Genomic DNA, 16,067 nt, shown 5'->3' with positions numbered 1-16,067 from the left:
TCTTCTCCTTGCTTGAGTTTACACACTCAGCAAGGGATTCGTTTTTCGGGGGCAAGCTCATTTAGTCTTTTCACCGGCCTGGCGCTAGTCATCACGTACGCGTTGCTCGGCTGCTGCTGGTTGATCTCGAAAACCGAAGGCGACTTGCAACGCCGGCTCTATCGTGTCGTCCTTCCTCTCACGGTCCTACAACTTCTCACGATCGCGATCGTCACGCTCTGGACGCCGCTTCTCTCCCCAATGGTTGCGGCCAGATGGTTCGATTCCGCGCTCCTACGCTGGCTGCTCCCAGTGCCGATCCTTGTGGCGGCATGCACATGGGGGATGCGCAAGGCGGTGCATGCACGGCACGGAATCACTCCGTTCTTACTCGCACTAGGGTTTGTGCTGCTGGGCTATATCGGCTTGCTGGTCAGCGTCTGGCCGGACGCGATTCTGCCCGGCATCACTATCTGGCAAGCGGCGGCCCCGCGCTCCAGCCAGACTTTCACGCTAGTCGGCGCCGTCATTATTCTGCCGATCATCTTGGCATACACGCTGCTCGGCTACCGGGTCTTCCGAGGTAAAACCAATCATGCTGAACTGCATTATCACTAGGGAGCGACCGGCTATCCGGCGCGCACTCTGGTTCGTCGGCCTCTGGTGCGCAGGTGTCGCTGTTGTCGGAGCAGTGGCATTGGTTTTTCACGTGCTCTTGCTCAATGGCTAGGTCCTCCTTACCCATTACAAATGCAACACGCCGCCCATTGAACTCCGTCACAACAACGAGAACTCAACAGTGATCACACTTCCAACCCCTACGCATCCGCACGACCTCCATCTCGGGTTTGCTTCCGCGATGCATACGTGTCCCCTGATCGCAATACTGCGCGGGTTGACCCCAGACGAAGCCGCGCCTATCGGCCAAGCGCTTTTTGAGGCAGGTTTCCGCGCGATCGAAGTCCCACTAAACTCCCCTGCGCCTCTGGAGAGCATCCGGCGGCTGCGCGCCGCGCTGCCGCGAGAGGTTCTGGTCGGCGCGGGCACGGTAATTTACCCCTCGCAGGTAAGGGAAGTTGCCGATGCCGGCGGTTCGCTCATAGTCATGCCTCACAGCGATCCGGAAGTGATCCTCGCCGCTAAGGCGGCGGGCCTCGCCTGTACGCCCGGCGTGGCTACAGCTACCGAAGCATTTGCGGCGCTCTTCAATGGCGCCGATGCGCTAAAGCTGTTTCCCGCCGAGCAACTGTCCGTGGCAACGTTGCGCGCATGGCGAACCGTGTTGCCGCAGGAAATGCGGCTCATGCCTGTCGGCGGTGTGACGCCCGCCAACCTTGAGTCGTTCGTCACGGCAGGTGCCGGAGGGTTTGGATTGGGCGCGGCTCTGTACCGCCCCGGCTATAACGCAAGCCGCGTTAGCGAAAACGCGAATTTGTTTGTCGCTTGCTTCGAGGCCGCAGTTGCCAATCAGGCTTGAAACGAAGCCCGCGCTGATACGTCGACTACCAACCAGATCACCAGCCTGCTCGGTGGTTCCCGACGCGAGGTCACGTCCTATCGTCGGGGATTGAACTGATGCGACGCCATTCGGTGCCATCTGCTTCTCGACATTCGGTGCCATCTGCTTCTTGTATCGGGCGCATGCTTCCCTTACCTTAGGGCACTGCCCACTGACAACAACATGTGCCCGATAGGGCCGCAGGATCGCGTCGACAATGTACCAATACACCGAATTCGACAAAGCCTTCGTGCGCAGCCGAGCTGCTCAATTCCGCGACCAGGTCGAACGGTGGCAGAGCGGAAAATTGAGCGAAGACGATTTCCGTCCGCTTCGCCTGCAGAACGGCTGGTACGTTCAACGCCATGCGCCGATGCTGCGCGTGGCCGTGCCATACGGCGAGTTGTCGAGCGCACAACTTCGTACTCTAGCCCGTGTGGCCCGGGAGTACGATGAACCCGAAGCGGAGGTGTATCGCCTCGCGTCTGAGGCCCAACGGAAGCTCGGCACCGAGCGTCTGCCGACCCACTACGCCCACTTCACCACGCGCACGAACGTCCAGTTCAACTGGATTCCGTTGTCAAAGGCGGCCGACGTGATGGATCTCCTGGCGAGCGTCGACATGCACGGCATCCAGACGAGCGGCAATTGTATTCGCAACATCTCCTGCGATGAACGTGCCGGTGTTGCACCCGACGAGGTCGCCGATCCTCGGCCCTTTGCGGAAATCATGCGCCAGTGGACGACGCTACATCCTGAATTCGCATTCCTGCCCCGCAAGTTCAAGATTGCCATTACTGGCGCGACCGAAGACCGTGCTGCCACGGACTGGCACGACGTGGGCCTCCATTTGCTGCGCAATGATTCTGGCGACCTGGGCTTTCGCGTGTCTGTCGGGGGTGGCATGGGCCGCACGCCGGTCATTGGAACCGTACTGCGTGAGTTCCTTCCCTGGAACCACATCATGAATTACATTGAAGCGGTCGTACGCGTCTACAACCGGTACGGCCGCCGCGACAACAAGTACAAGGCGCGCATCAAGATCCTGGTGAAAGCCGAGGGCCAGCGATACATCGATGAGGTGGGAGAGGAATTTCGCCAGATCGTCGAGCACGATGGTGGGCCGCATACACTCCCACAAGCAGAACTGGACCGCGTGAGCGCATCTTTCCTTCCGCCTCACTTGCCGGGGCGCTCAAAACCAACTGCCACTGATTCTCTCCATACGTTGAACGCCAGGGCCGAGCAGTACCCGCTTTTTGAACGCTGGCTGCAGCGCAACGTCGCTCTGCACAAGCATCCGTCGATGCGCATCGTTACACTCTCGTTCAAGCGGCTCCTTCAGGCGCCAGGCGATGCGTCAGCCGATCAGCTCGAGATTGTGGCAGGACTCGCCGAGCGCTTTTCGGCAGGCGAAGCGCGCGTGACACACACGCAGAATCTCGTGCTCCCGTGGGTGCATGTCGACGACCTGTTCGCGCTTTGGGAAGCCGCGCGCGAGGCGGGCCTTGCAAGCGCGAATGTGCATCTGCTTACTGACATGATCGCTTGTCCTGGCGGCGACTTCTGCGCTTTGGCGAATGCACGCTCAATCCCGGTAGCCGAAGCGATCACCGAGCGCTACCAGGATCTCGACGAGCTCAATGATATCGGTGAAATAGACCTCCATATCAGCGGCTGCATCAACTCGTGCGGTCATCACCATAGTGGCCATATTGGCATTCTCGGCGTCGACAAGGACGGTAAGGAGTGGTACCAGGTTACGCTGGGCGGATCGGATGGCTCGGTCACGAGCGGGGCCGCACAACCGGGCAAAGTGGTCGGGCCGTCTTTTTCGGCACCTGAAGTGCCCGAGGTCATCGAGGCCGTCCTCTCGACGTACCTGGCCATCCGGCAAGCCATCGGTACACGGCAGGAACTCTTCATCGAGACGGTAAGGCGCGTCGGGCTGGACCCCTTCAAGGCGGCGGCGAATGAAGTGCGCAAGAATGAGGAACGAGTCGCATGACGAATGCTGCACACATAAGGCTTCTTACAACGCTTGAGCACTCGCTGGACTCAGGCCAACAGGTGGTGTCGCTCACCAATGACGAAGATCCGCTGACGCTGAAAGACCGCGTTGACCGCATCGAACGCATTGAACTGCACTTCCCTCATTTCACGGATGGCCGTGCCTACAGTCAGGCGTACCTGCTGCGCCGCAGGCTCGGCTTCAAGGGCGATTTGAGAGCGACCGGTGATGTGCTGATCGACCAACTCATCCAGATGAAGCGCACTGGGTTCTCCAGCGCCGTGTTGAAAGACGGCGTCGATCCAGCTGACGCACAGCGTCAATTCGAGCGGTTTCCGGCGTTCTATCAAAGTGATGTTGCGAGTGAAACGCCTGTGCTTCGACCAGGTGCCCTGGAAAAACCTGAGTAAGCGAGCCGAATCGCAGCCTCCGAGCGTAATCACTGTGGTGCTCTCCCTTGGTTACGACACGCAATGAACGATCGTCCGCGTCAACCCGGTGATTGCCCAAACGCGCCAACGGAGGGTGCGTGCCAAGTAGTGAAACCGGTTCTGTCGCAGTAAGGCGCTCTGCTCGTCGTTCGACTGCGGCCGTGGCCTCAACCCTTGCGTTCCTGCAATAGATTTCCACCGTCGACGACAAGCACCGCGCCATTGACATAGCTCGCTCCGTCAGAAGCAAGGAACACCACGGCCGACGCAACTTCATCGGGACGGCCGGCACGTGCGAGCGGCGTCTTCTTCCCAGCGAGACGCTCTTCGGGCGTCGAGGCCCCAGTATCGATCCAGCCGGGCGCCACTGCGTTGACGGTAACGCCCGCCTGTCCTGCTTCAAGGGCCAAGGTATGTGTGAGCCCCACCATACCGGCCTTGGCCGCCGCATACGCCGATTCCCCGACGTTCGCGGCCAGGGGCCCGGTAACCGAAGCGATATTGACAACGCGGCCATGCCCCGCCCCAATCATGTCGGCAAGGAAAGCACGCGTCACCAGAAATGCCGTCTTCAGTGTCACGGATATTCCATAGTCCCAGTCGGCCTCGTCGAGATCGATCAGAATCCCATCGACGGCAGGTTGCTTGATCGTGCCCATTCCGGCGTTGTTGACCAGGATATCGACCGCGCCGGTCATTTCGCGAAGTTGCGCGACCTGATGTGCCGATGTCAGATCGAAGACGCTCGATGACACGGAGAATCCCTCTCCAGCAAGCTCGGCGGCACGCTCATGGACCCGCTCGCTCGCGCCCGTGATGTTGACGGTCAGGCCCGCCTGGGCTAGAGCGCGTGCGATGGCAAAGCCGATACCGTCACGCGCCCCGGCACCCGTGACGAGCGCGGTTCGCGGACGGTCGAACAATTGATACGCCATGGATTGGATGCCTTCTTTTGAGGTTAGTCCGGATTGGCAGCGGTTGCCTTAAGCAGCTCTGCGGGGCCACCCCTGATGATTGGATAGCTTACCGCAGCGCACTCGATCCTTGCCCGTCCATCACGGAACACGGCTTGTCATGTAATTCTCTCGTGCAGCATCGTCTTCATGTCCGGCCAGTCAGGTAAACCACGCATGGCGACGGCAACAGCCACTTCTTAGTATCGAACGTTGCCCCTAGGCATGCAACGTCAAGAATCGATTCGACGTAGCGGCCTGGTCACATTACAAGGAAAAAATGATGCGCGCTCGGGGGACCTCGCTACGCCTGTTCTACATCGCCCTGACCCTGAGTTCGGTTGCCTGGGCCGCTGACTTCGCGAACGGCCAGACGTCGCCCGCACATGACGGTCCGCCGCTGGCAGCGACACCCGGCGCGGAGCCACCCCCGCTCAGAAGCGTCATGGCCAAGCATTTCCTGGTTGGCACGGCGATCGAGCCGGACTCGATAGACAGTCCGGCTGACGCCGCCCTGTTGGCAGCGCAGTTCTCAAGCCTGACCGCCGAGAACAAGATGAAGCCGGGCACGATTGGCGTTGCCGAAGGCAGATATGACTTCGAACCGGCCGACAAGATTATCGCCTTCGCCCACGCACACGGCATGGCAGTGCGGGGCCACACACTCGTCTGGCACTTCCAGAGCGGGAATTGGAAAGAGGCTCCGGACTGGTTCTTTGCCGGAGCACGCGACGAACCGCAGTATCGCGATATCGTGGCCGCGCGCCTGCGGAAGTATGTGACCGATGTCGTCACACACTTCCGCGGCAAGGTCTATGCATGGGATGTCGTCAATGAAGTCATCAGCGACAATTCGAATCAGGTCTACCGCGAAGATAGTCCATGGTATCGCGCTTTTGGGAAAGACTACATAGCGATCGCCTTCCGAGCGGCGCGTGCGGCCGACCCGGACGTCAAGCTCTATATCAACGAATACAATACAGATGATCCGAACAAGCGCGAGAAACTGCTGACCGTGATTCGCGAATTACGCGCCGAAGGAGTGTCGATCGACGGCGTCGGGCATCAAATGCATATTAGTGTCAACAGGCCGCCGCTGGCGAACATCAAGCAGGCACTCGACGACGTCGCCGCACTCGGACTCGAGAACCAGGTGACGGAACTCGACGTGAGTCTCTATGCCGATTCGGGCGAATGCTGGCGCAATCCGCATGCATGCCTTCCCGACCTCGGTCGTTCAGTGCCGAACGACGTGATGCGTGCCCAGGCGCTTCGCTATCGAGCCGTGTTTGACGTATTCGAGCACGAGCCCAGCATCAAGGCCGTGACGTTTTGGGGCTATTCGGACAAGCATACCTGGCTGAGTTCGACGCCAGTGTCGCGGACCAATCTGCCGCTACTGTTCGATGCCGACCTGCGGCCGAAGGCGGCTTACTGGACGATTGTCGATCCCGCCTACCAGCCATAGCGACACCAGCACAGGTATCGACGCAATCGAAAACCCCGTGCTGATGATGTGCCGCCAGCTTTCCAGAAAATTGACCGCCTCAGCTTTAGCCGGCTTCGGCGGCTCGTGTCACACGAACGGATGGGATGCGGGTCCCTTCAGGGCCGCCGTGGCGGGTGCCCGAAGGCGCGCCGGAGCCGCCGCGTGCGTTTGTGCGACAGCACGCGTGGCACCGGCCTCGTGCGAGGCGCCCAGTCTGAACATCGACACGGAGGCTTTCAGATCGCCTGCCTGCGACTCGAGCGAGCTGGCAGCCGCCGCCGCCTGCTCGACCAACGCCGCGTTCTGCTGCGTGACGACATCCATCTGCGTGACGGCCTGGTTGACCTGGCCGATGCCCTTGCTCTGTTCCCGCGAGGCGGCGGTGATCTCACCCATGATGTCGGTTACGCGCCTGATCTCGTGCGTGATCTCGCGCATCTTCTCACCCGCCTCCCGCACATGGCCGGCACCTGCCTGCACGCGCTGCACGGAATCATGGATCAACTCCTTGATTTCCTTCGCCGCCGCCGAGGAGCGCTGGGCCAGCGAACGCACTTCCGAGGCCACCACTGCAAAACCTCGTCCCTGCTCACCCGCCCGCGCCGCTTCGACGGCCGCGTTCAATGCGAGGATGTTGGTCTGGAAGGCGATGCCCTCGATGATGCCGACGATGTTGGTGATCTTGTCCGAGCTGGCGTTGATGCCCTCCATCGTTTCGACCACGCGCGACACCACGGTGCCACCTTCCTCCGCCACGTGGGCAGCCTGCGCAGCGAGCTGGTTCGCCTGACTGGCGTTGTCGGCGTTCTGGCTGACCGTCGAGGTCAGTTGCTCCATGCTCGACGCTGTTTCCTCGAGCGAGGCGGCCTGCTCTTCGGTGCGCTGTGACAGGTCAAGGTTGCCTGCGGCTATCTGGTGCGTGGCGGTAGCGATCGAGTCGGCGGATAGTTTGATCGTGCCAATCGTTTGTGCGAGCTGCTCCTGCATGCGCTTCATCGAAAACAGCAGGCTCGAGTGGTCGCCCGGTGCCGTCTTCACCACCGCGGTCAGATCGTTACTGGCAATCTGGTTGGCAATCTCGGCCGCATAGGACGGCTCACCGCCCAGCGAGCGGACGATGCCGCGGTTGAGCACCACAACGACCGCGCACAAGGCAAAGGCCAGTACCGCCAGAATCCCGAGGCTCTGGTACAGCGTTGCGCGGAACGCCGCATCGATATCGTCAACGTAGACCCCCGTGTTGAAAATCCAGTTCCACGGCTGATAGATGACGTTGTAGGCAACCTTCGTGGAAGGAGCGGTTTGTCCCGGTTTCGGAAACGGGTACACGGTAAAGCCTTGGCCGTCACGCTTGATAACGTCGAGCGTCGCCCTGAAAGGGTGCCCCCCGTCCGAATCCTTGTAGTCGAGGATGTTCCTGCCCACCATCTGCCGTTGCGTCGGGTTCATCAAGACGGTGAACTGCGGATCGAAGAGCGCGAAGTAACCGTCTTGGCCGAACCGCATGTCCCCGATGATGGCCATGGCCCGCTTCTGGGCTTCCGCTTTGGTCAAGGCGCCGGAAGCCACCTGAGCGTCCATGGTTTTGGCGACATTCACCGCGAGTTCCGCCGCGTGTACGAGGTCGGCTTTACGTTCGTCCATCCGCATTCCCCTCGTCTGGTAGGCGTTGTAAATCGACGCGCCGGCCAGGCAAACCAGGCTCAGGATCAGCGGCAACCAGAGCTTCTGGGCAAAAGTTAGCTTCATATATCTTCGAACATTTTATGTTTGACAGGAACAAGCAAAGCACACGCTTGTTTTCTCTAGCACTGCTCTATCGAAAACGATGTCGCCCACGCGTAGATCGTGGTGGTGCGTCGCATGGACGGCCGACGCTGATTCCCCTAGAGGCTCGGCCCAACTGCGGGTCGAGCGCCTGCGACGGACTGCGCCACATATCTCACGTCAAACCACGCGCTCGAACAGCCAAGGTTCGATGCATCGACGTTCCTGCTCGAAGGCGCGGATGGCCGCGGCGTCCTGCAGAGTAAGCCCGACTTCGTCGAGTCCGCGCAGCAAGCAGTCCTTGCGAAACGGATCGATCTCGAAGGCCGTGGCAGAGCCGTCCGGCCGCGTGATGTACTGTGCTTCCAGGTCGATCCGCAGTCGATAGCCAGGCGTGGTTTGCACGGCGGTAAACAGGGCGTCCACGAGCTCAGCATCGAGCCGTATCGGCAGGAGCCCATTCTTGAAGCAGTTACCATGAAAGATCTCCGCGAAACTCGATGCAATGAGGACCCGGATTCCCCAGTCACGAAGCGCCCATGGGGCATGTTCGCGACTCGATCCACAGCCAAAATTCTCGCGCGCCAGCAAAATTTGCGCGCCGTTGTAGCGAGGCTGATTCAGTGGAAAATCTGGATTGAGCGGGCGCATTGAGCAGTCCTGGCCGAACTCACCTCTGTCGAGATAACGCCACTCATCGAACAGAAACGGACCAAAACCGGTCCGTTCGATCGACTTCATGAATTGCTTGGGCAAAATGGCATCGGTATCGACGTTGGCGCGATCGAGCGGTAGGACAAGCGAGTCAACAGGCAAAAAGGGCTGCATTCGAATCTTCCTTCAAAGCTGGCTGACATCGACGAAGTGACCCGCGATAGCGGCGGCGGCCGCCATCACGGGGCTGACCAGGTGCGTGCGCCCGCCTGACCCCTGACGGCCCTCGAAGTTACGGTTGGAGGTCGAGGCGCAGCGTTCACCGGGCGACAATCGATCCTCGTTCATGCCAAGGCACATTGAGCATCCGGGATCACGCCATTCAAAACCTGCCGCGAGAAAAATCTTGTCGAGTCCTTCGGCTTCGGCCTCGCGCTTGACCAGGCCGGAACCCGGCACGACCAGTGCCTGCGCAATACCGGCGGCCACACGCTTTCCCCGGACGACCGCGGCGGCGGCCCGCAAGTCTTCCAATCGAGCGTTGGTACAGGAACCGATGAAAATCTTGTCCAGCGCGATATCCGCTATGCGGATGCCGGGCGTGAGATCCATGTAAGCGAGTGCGCGTTCCATTGCTTGCCGCTTGACCGAGTCTTGCTCGGCGGCGGGATCCGGCACCAGGCCGTCGATCGAGGCGACCATTTCCGGCGATGTGCCCCAGCTGACTTGCGGGCGAACGGTCGCCGCATCAAGTTCCACAATCCGGTCGAAGCGTGCGCCCGGATCGCTGTGCAGGGTCCGCCAGTACTGCACGGCTTGATCCCGGCGAAGGTCGCGGGGAGCGTATGGCCGGTCATGCAGATAGGTGATCGTCGTCTCGTCGACTGCAATCATCGCGCAGCGCGCGCCGGTCTCGAGCGCCATATTGCAGAGCGTCATGCGCGCTTCCATGCTCATGCGCTCGATTGCCGAGCCGGCGAATTCCAGCGCGTGCCCCGTCGCGCCCGATGTGCCGATTTGAGCGATCAGGGCGAGCGCCAGATCCTTTGGCGTGACACCGCGCCGGGTCTCGCCTTCAATGCGTACCTGCATCGTCGCGGGCTTTTTCACGATCAGGCATTGCGTGGCGAGCACATGCTCGATTTCCGAGGTGCCGATGCCGAACGCAAGAGCGGCGAACGCTCCGTGCGTGGTGGTATGCGAATCACCACAGACGATGCTCATGCCGGGCAGGGTCGCACCTTGCTCAGGCCCCACCACGTGCAGAATACCTTGGCGCGCGTCGTGCATCGGAAATTCGGTCAACCCGAATTCAGCGCAATTGCGGCTGAGTGCCTCGACTTGGCGCCGCGCCATCAAGTCTTTGATTCCAATTATCCGATTCGCGGTCGGCACGTTGTGATCAGCGGTGGCCAGCACCGATTCACTACGCCACGGCCGCAAGCCGTTCATGCGAAGTCCGTCGAAAGCCTGAGGGCTCGTCACCTCATTGACGAGATGTTGATCAATGTAGAGCAGCGTGTGTCCATCCGGCGTCGTGTTCACAGCGTGACGCTGCCACAACTTGTCCAATAGCGTGCAAGGAGTCGAGTGAGAGTAGTCAGGCATAGTCTTGATATGCAGGGTTGTTGAAGGTGCGTGTCTTATCGGCAACCAGCACGCACGCATTCGTGTAGTTCAAGCCTTCCCCGATGCCACGATTCGCCCGTTCGTCCCGATCCGGTGTCACCGGCCTTGAACTCGCTCGCCAACACTTGGCCATCAGCCTGGTTTCGCGATCGGCCTTTGTTCCGCTCATCATGCGTGAACCCGGATCGGGACTACGACGACCTATACCGGTCGCATCAACTTAAAACCGGGTTCGCATCCCTGCTACCACCAGGTTCTGGTTCGAACTCGTTGACGGAGATACCGCATAGATTGCAGCGACCGCATAAGGTCCCGAGGCCGTCTGCAAGGAATCGGTGAGGTAGACGTCGGTGCGCTTGGACAATTGGTAATCCACACTCACCGATGCCGTGTTCCAGTGCGGATTCGCGTTGACGCCACCATACTTACCAGCCGAGTAAACGTAGGCCGCCGAGAAGGACAGCGCATGCGTCAGGAAGTAGCTGAACGACGTGTCGTAGTTGGTCTGGGTGAAGCTCGTACCGTCCTGGTACTCGAAGTGCACCACGTCAACGATCGCGTTCCAGCGCAAACCGTGTCCAAAGTCATACTGCCCCCCGACGCCAAGATTGCGCTGCCTTGATACGCCCGCATTGGCGTCCACAGGGCTTGTACGGAAGAAATAGAACGGAACGCCGCTGTAGTCGTTACTGACCGCACCGTTCAGATTCAAGGTCCCCGGCTCATCGAGCTCGGTGAAAGCCAGCGCGAGCTTCAGCGGACCACCGTGGTAGCCTGCGCCAGCGCCAAAGGCCCGATTCATCGCAAAGTCGCCAGCCTGATTGCTGAACGCGTAGAACGCCTCGGCATTCAGGCCGTTCCAGGTTGGCGACACATACTTCACCGAGTTGCTGTAGCGCCAGCTGCCCATCAGGTTGTCGGCATCTCCCGGGTGGTCGGCCAAGCCATTGGCCACCACAGCCGACATCAGCGGCGTGAGGTAGTCCCAGAACATGTCGTACTGCCGGCCCAAGGTCAGCGTACCGGCCGTGTCGCTGCCCAAACCGACATAAGCCTGGCGCCCGAACATGCGACTGCCTTGTTCCAATTTGCCGCTGGTGATGTCAAATCCGTTTTCGAGCACCGCAACCGCACGGTCTCCGCCACCCAGGTCCTCAACAATGTTGACGCCGAAGCGGTTGTTCAGATTTGTGCCGCTCATCATCATGAAGTTGTGAGAGCCACCCTCGTTATTCACCCAGCCAATGCCTTCCGCAATGAGTCCATACAGCGTTACGCTGCTTTGGGCATGGGCGCTCGACGATACCGATGCAATGACAGCAGCGGCGCAAAGCGCCTTATAAAGCTTCGTTTTTTTCTGCTTCACAACTATTAGTCTCCTTCTACCTTGTCGTAGGAAGGTGGTTACCCCGAAGGGAAATGCCAACCGGCGACCGTACTTCCCCCGAGGTCGCTGGTATGGACAGAGAAAGCGCTTTGTGTCAGGACAGCGCCAATTTCTTGTATTTGGAGTCCACTGCGGATCTGCTTGCGTGGCCTAAAACCCAAACGACTCCTGCCAGTCGTGGAAAAGATTGCGGATGACCAACCGGAACCACCCCTGGGCGATGTCGTCGTCATCCTTTGGGTGCCAGAGCAAATCGATCGCCAAAGACAATCCTTCAATCGGCAGCGGACATGTCGCGAAACGCCTGAAGTCTTCCAGTCCGGTCCAGTGGTGCGGCACCGCCGTAATCAGGTCGGTGGTCTCAATGACATGTTGCATCTGAAGCCAGCTGGGCACCGTCACCGCAACCTTGCGTACCAGCCCCATGGCGGCAAGGGCGTCGTCGATGGCATTGGTTCCAACAGCCGTGTTCGCGACCTTGAGGTGATGAAGGCTCAGATAGTCTTCCAGCGTCAGCGGCGCCCGCGCGTAAGGGTGCTCGCGATTCATCATCACGGAGAAGCTGTCCTCGAGCAAAGGTGCGCAATAGGCGGCGGGTATCCGGAAGGAATTGAACGCGGCGCGAACATGCACCTCACCCTGCGCGACCGAGTCTTCCCCGCTGCGTGGATCGAAGTGCTGGACGTTCAGCTGCACGCCGGGTGCAACCTCGCGCAATCGACTGATCAACCGCGGCAGCAGGACCACGCCCGCGTAGTCGGTCAGTCGCAAGTTGAAGCCCCGGATGGCGCTGGCAGGATCGAACGTCCGCCCGCCCTCGACAGCCCGTTCGATCTGCCGCAGCGAACCGCTGATCACGCTGGCAATCGAGATTGCATAGCTGGTCGGAACCATTCCCTCTGGCGTGCGCACGAACAGTTCGTCTCTGAACGTGGTCCTCAGGCGTCTCAAGGCATGGCTGACCGCCGACTGGGAAAGACCGACTTTCTCGGCCGCACGCGTCACGCTGCGCTCAGTCACAAGGGCTTCGAGAACGACAAGCAAATTCAGATCAATACTGCGCAAATTCATGTCGGGCACTCAACTCGTTACTGCAACTACTACCCTGCCGAAAGTGGCGCCCGGTCGCGATCGAGAAGCGTGCCGAATCCCGCGACGGGGTCTTGCACACCGCAGCCTCGAAGGGCGTACCAGACCATTGCCTGGTTACTGGTAATCACGGGCCGTTTCAACGATGCCTCGAGCGCCTCGATACATTCAGCGGACCGCACCGCCGTGCAACTGATCAGATAGGCGTCGGCGTCATCGCGCTGGTTTCTCAGCGCCATTTCGATGAATGTGGACGGCGGCAGCTCTGCCATCTCCTTGTTGGTATTGATCTGGAGACCCTCGCAGGCGATCACCTCGAACCCGTGATGCGTGAGGAACGCCACCTCACGCTCGTTTACCGGCTCGATGTACGGCGTTAGCAACACCACACGCCTGGCATCGACGCAGCGTAGCGCGTGAACGATGGCGTCGGCTGTGGCGAAGCTATGCGCTTTCTCGGACACCTGTACCTGGCGATTGATCAAGTCATTGAGCTCAACGCTATAGGTTGATGCCGCGGTACAGTGAAAAGCAAGACACTCCACACCTGCATCGGTTAGCAGGTTAGCGGCTTGACGTGCTTGCGACGCCATGTTGATGAGTTCTTCCGAAGAACTCCCCAGCAGGGGCAGGCGCGTGACATAGGCTTGAACACCCGGCGGCAGCATCGCTCTGATTTGCGGTTCAGCGACGCTATTGCCTGAGGGAACGATCACACCGATCCTTCCCCTCGATCCGTAGTCAATGCTTTCGGGTACCGACATGCCCCGCTCCCTTACACCGACTGCTGCGAACCTAGAGTGCGGCGAGCCTGCTCCAGATATTTTGGGTTGATGTACTCCGCGGCACTTGTCTTGGCGCGGCCCGGAAGTGCACGGATCAGGGAGCTCACGTCAATGAGCGCCTGGATCGATTGGACGTTGGCGGCAGCGTCGCGCGGGAAAATCTCACGTTGCGTATAGTCGTCCCAGGCGCGATCGGCGTAGTCCGCGGAGATGCCACTGTGTTCCATGGCGATCGAACGGCAGCCCGCCTTGTTTGCATAGAACCAATCGTGCGCGCGAACGAATGCCCGAAGGAAAGCCACCGTCGTCTCTTCATTGGCTTCGGCCCATGCGCCGGCGACGTTGAGCGAGGTGAACTGGAACCAGGGAAAGTCGTCCAGCGGCTCGCAAAGCGACACATAGCCTTGATCGAGCGCGACGTAGTTCAACGGAATACCCTGCAGTCCAGCGTCAATCTCCCCGCTTTGCAGCTTGTTCCAGCGCGACAGAATGGGACCGACCGCGACGATCTTGTAGTCGCGTGGGTGCTCCAGCCCATGAGCGGAGAGGATTTTCATGACGAGGGAGGAGCTTCCTGCCTCGAGCGACGACACGCCGACGATCCCTCCGCGAAGGTGTTCCGGCTTGGTGATGTGAGGACGCGAAATGAACGAGAAAGGCAGCCGGTTCACGTTGCCCGCGAGGATCTCCAGACCTCCCCCGCTCTCGCTCTCGAGAATGACATGCTCGGTGACGCCGAGCGACAACTGGAGCCGCCCGTCCTTCAAACGATTTGTTACTTCGTCAATGGGCTCGTAAAGTTCGATCGACACGTCCAGGCCGGCTTCTTCGAAAAAGCCCTGGTCCTTGGCAATCCAGAGCGGCATATTGAAGTAGTTTCGCGAGACGGCGCCAACTTTAATGTGCTTCATTACGTATTCCTTAAAAAATGCAAGTCCACGTCCGGGCTGGGTCGAGCAGTCCGTCGGACGTGGTGATCTACTCTGCGTTCGCGGGCAAGTGCCCGGCGACGTTTGACTGGAAGGCCGCGCCGCTGGTCGAGATCGGCGAACGGGTCAGCAGTATGCAGATGAGGGCGCCCACGAGGAGCAGCACACCGGCAATCATGAAGGCGACAGAGAAGTTGCCGGAGAAGGACACGGCATAGCCGGTGGCGATCGGCGCCGCCAGCCCGAACACGTTGCCGCCGAATATCAGTGTCGCGACCGCAAGCCCTTCGCTTGATGAACCGCGCAGCAGGTCAGTCGTCAGCGCGATGTTCATCGACATTGCAGTCGAGACACAGGTCAACGCGACGGCCACAATGGCAATGATGACAACCGTGGATTTAACCATCGGTATGAAGAGCACCACTGCGGCGACCAGCAGCATGACGCTGATCAGGTTACGGCGCGCACCGCGCTTGCGGCTCTCCTCCGTCAGGAGCGCATCGCTGAGCCAACCCAGAACGATGCCGAATACACAGGCACAAATATAGGGGCCGGCCATGAAAATGCCGCTTTTCAGGATGCTCACTCCCCGGTCGCGCTCGAGATACGCGGGAAGCCAGGTGAGAAAGAGGTACAAGGTATAGCCTGCACACCCCTGGGCGAGAGCGAGCCCCCACATGGTCTTGCTCACAAGCAATGCCTTGAACGTCTGAAGGCCCTGCTTGGCGTCGACGCGGTCGACGGTCTTTCGCGGCGCCACGGCGTCATTCGGCCTGAGCAGCGCGCGTTCTTCCTTCGATATCCAACGCGCTTGCTCGGGCGTTCGATATAGCAGCCACCAGAGAATACCCAGCACCACGCCAAAACCGCCGGTCACCACGAACGACCCACGCCAGCCCATGGTCGTGATCAGCCAGCCGACCATAATCCCGCCAAGCGCCGGGCCTGCGTAGGCACCCGCGTTGAGAATGGCTGCTGCCAGCCCGCGCTCGGCGCGAGGCGCCCAGTCCCGGATGATTCGTCCACCGACCGGATAACTGGCGGCTTCCCCGATGCCCAGGATCAGGCGCGAGCCGAGCAGCTGAACGAAGGTCGAAGCCCCTCCACTGAGCAGGCTACCCACCGACCAGATCGTCAGCGCGGCCGCGGTCACATTGCGAGCGCCAAAGCGATCGGCCACTACGCCCGCGGGCAATACACAAAGAAGATAGGTCCAGAGAAACGACGAGAACATATATCCCATCTGGACAGGCGTCAGCCTAAATGTATCTGCAATGGATGCAGCCCCCATCGACAGGTTGATCCGGTCCGCGTAATTCACCATATTCATGATGAACATCGCGAGATAGACCACATGGCGTTTGCCTACGACCATCGCTTGACCCTTAGGTTATTCGTATGTTTGGTTAGCGTTCAAGGCCGGTAGTTTGACACAGGTGAAATGCAGAACGCATGCGAAGTTGTCA

13 protein-coding genes and 1 pseudogene are annotated in these 16,067 nt (G+C 60.0%); 5 read left to right on the top strand and 9 right to left on the bottom strand.

Annotated features, from left to right (window positions below; all coding sequences use genetic code 11):
- Positions 1-33: 33 nt before the first annotated feature.
- The 4 genes and pseudogenes from HV670_RS07485 to HV670_RS07465 all read left to right on the top strand — a co-directional run.
- A pseudogene (locus HV670_RS07485) lies at positions 34-597 on the top strand (cytochrome d ubiquinol oxidase subunit II); the annotation flags it as partial.
- Between the two features lie 241 nt (positions 598-838).
- Positions 839-1,456 (top strand): 2-dehydro-3-deoxy-6-phosphogalactonate aldolase, encoded by a 618-nt coding sequence (locus HV670_RS07475; protein ID WP_175104312.1) that lies wholly within the window; start codon positions 839-841, stop codon positions 1,454-1,456.
- 238 nt (positions 1,457-1,694) lie between these two features.
- Positions 1,695-3,485, top strand: coding sequence for a nitrite/sulfite reductase (locus tag HV670_RS07470; RefSeq protein WP_175104128.1), 1,791 nt, complete (start codon positions 1,695-1,697; stop codon positions 3,483-3,485).
- Positions 3,482-3,898 carry a DUF934 domain-containing protein gene (locus HV670_RS07465; protein ID WP_175104127.1) on the top strand — a complete coding sequence of 139 codons (417 nt, stop codon included), beginning with the start codon at positions 3,482-3,484 and terminating at the stop codon, positions 3,896-3,898. Before HV670_RS07470 ends, HV670_RS07465 begins: the two co-directional genes overlap by 4 nt.
- Positions 3,899-4,086: 188 nt before the next feature.
- Here the strand turns inward: HV670_RS07465 and HV670_RS07460 are convergent, their stop codons facing one another.
- Positions 4,087-4,854 (bottom strand): SDR family oxidoreductase, encoded by a 768-nt coding sequence (locus HV670_RS07460; protein WP_175104126.1) that lies wholly within the window; start codon positions 4,852-4,854, stop codon positions 4,087-4,089.
- 298 nt (positions 4,855-5,152) lie between these two features.
- Here HV670_RS07460 and HV670_RS07455 point away from each other — a divergent pair, with 298 nt between their 5' ends.
- The gene (locus HV670_RS07455; protein ID WP_246257104.1) at positions 5,153-6,340 is read left to right on the top strand and encodes an endo-1,4-beta-xylanase; all 1,188 of its coding nucleotides are present in this window, start codon (positions 5,153-5,155) and stop codon (positions 6,338-6,340) included.
- A gap of 108 nt (positions 6,341-6,448) precedes the next feature.
- Here HV670_RS07455 and HV670_RS07450 read toward each other — a convergent pair whose 3' ends face one another.
- From HV670_RS07450 to HV670_RS07415, 8 genes are all read right to left on the bottom strand, one after another.
- Complete coding sequence (locus HV670_RS07450) at positions 6,449-8,110, bottom strand: methyl-accepting chemotaxis protein (RefSeq protein WP_175104125.1); 1,662 nt, start codon at positions 8,108-8,110, stop codon at positions 6,449-6,451.
- Positions 8,111-8,308: 198 nt separating this feature from the next.
- A complete protein-coding gene (gene leuD / locus HV670_RS07445; RefSeq protein WP_175104124.1) occupies positions 8,309-8,956 on the bottom strand; it encodes a 3-isopropylmalate dehydratase small subunit in 648 nt (215 codons plus the stop codon).
- 12 nt (positions 8,957-8,968) lie between these two features.
- Positions 8,969-10,390 carry a 3-isopropylmalate dehydratase large subunit gene (gene leuC / locus HV670_RS07440; RefSeq protein WP_175104123.1) on the bottom strand — a complete coding sequence of 474 codons (1,422 nt, stop codon included), beginning with the start codon at positions 10,388-10,390 and terminating at the stop codon, positions 8,969-8,971.
- A gap of 241 nt (positions 10,391-10,631) precedes the next feature.
- Positions 10,632-11,777: a porin gene (locus HV670_RS07435; RefSeq protein WP_246257102.1), complete on the bottom strand. Its 1,146-nt coding sequence runs from the start codon at positions 11,775-11,777 to the stop codon at positions 10,632-10,634.
- Between the two features lie 171 nt (positions 11,778-11,948).
- Positions 11,949-12,869: a LysR family transcriptional regulator gene (locus tag HV670_RS07430; RefSeq protein ID WP_246257151.1), complete on the bottom strand. Its 921-nt coding sequence runs from the start codon at positions 12,867-12,869 to the stop codon at positions 11,949-11,951.
- 29 nt (positions 12,870-12,898) lie between these two features.
- The gene (locus HV670_RS07425; RefSeq protein WP_175104121.1) at positions 12,899-13,651 is read right to left on the bottom strand and encodes a maleate cis-trans isomerase family protein; all 753 of its coding nucleotides are present in this window, start codon (positions 13,649-13,651) and stop codon (positions 12,899-12,901) included.
- Between the two features lie 11 nt (positions 13,652-13,662).
- Positions 13,663-14,583: an ABC transporter substrate-binding protein gene (locus HV670_RS07420; protein WP_175104120.1), complete on the bottom strand. Its 921-nt coding sequence runs from the start codon at positions 14,581-14,583 to the stop codon at positions 13,663-13,665.
- A gap of 67 nt (positions 14,584-14,650) precedes the next feature.
- Positions 14,651-15,976, bottom strand: coding sequence for an MFS transporter (locus HV670_RS07415; RefSeq protein WP_175104119.1), 1,326 nt, complete (start codon positions 15,974-15,976; stop codon positions 14,651-14,653).
- Positions 15,977-16,067: the final 91 nt, after the last annotated feature.

Origin of the sequence: Pararobbsia alpina (assembly GCF_902859895.1) — a bacterium.
Taxonomy (GTDB): domain Bacteria; phylum Pseudomonadota; class Gammaproteobacteria; order Burkholderiales; family Burkholderiaceae; genus Pararobbsia; species Pararobbsia alpina.
This window is presented reverse-complemented; position numbering and strand designations above follow the sequence as displayed.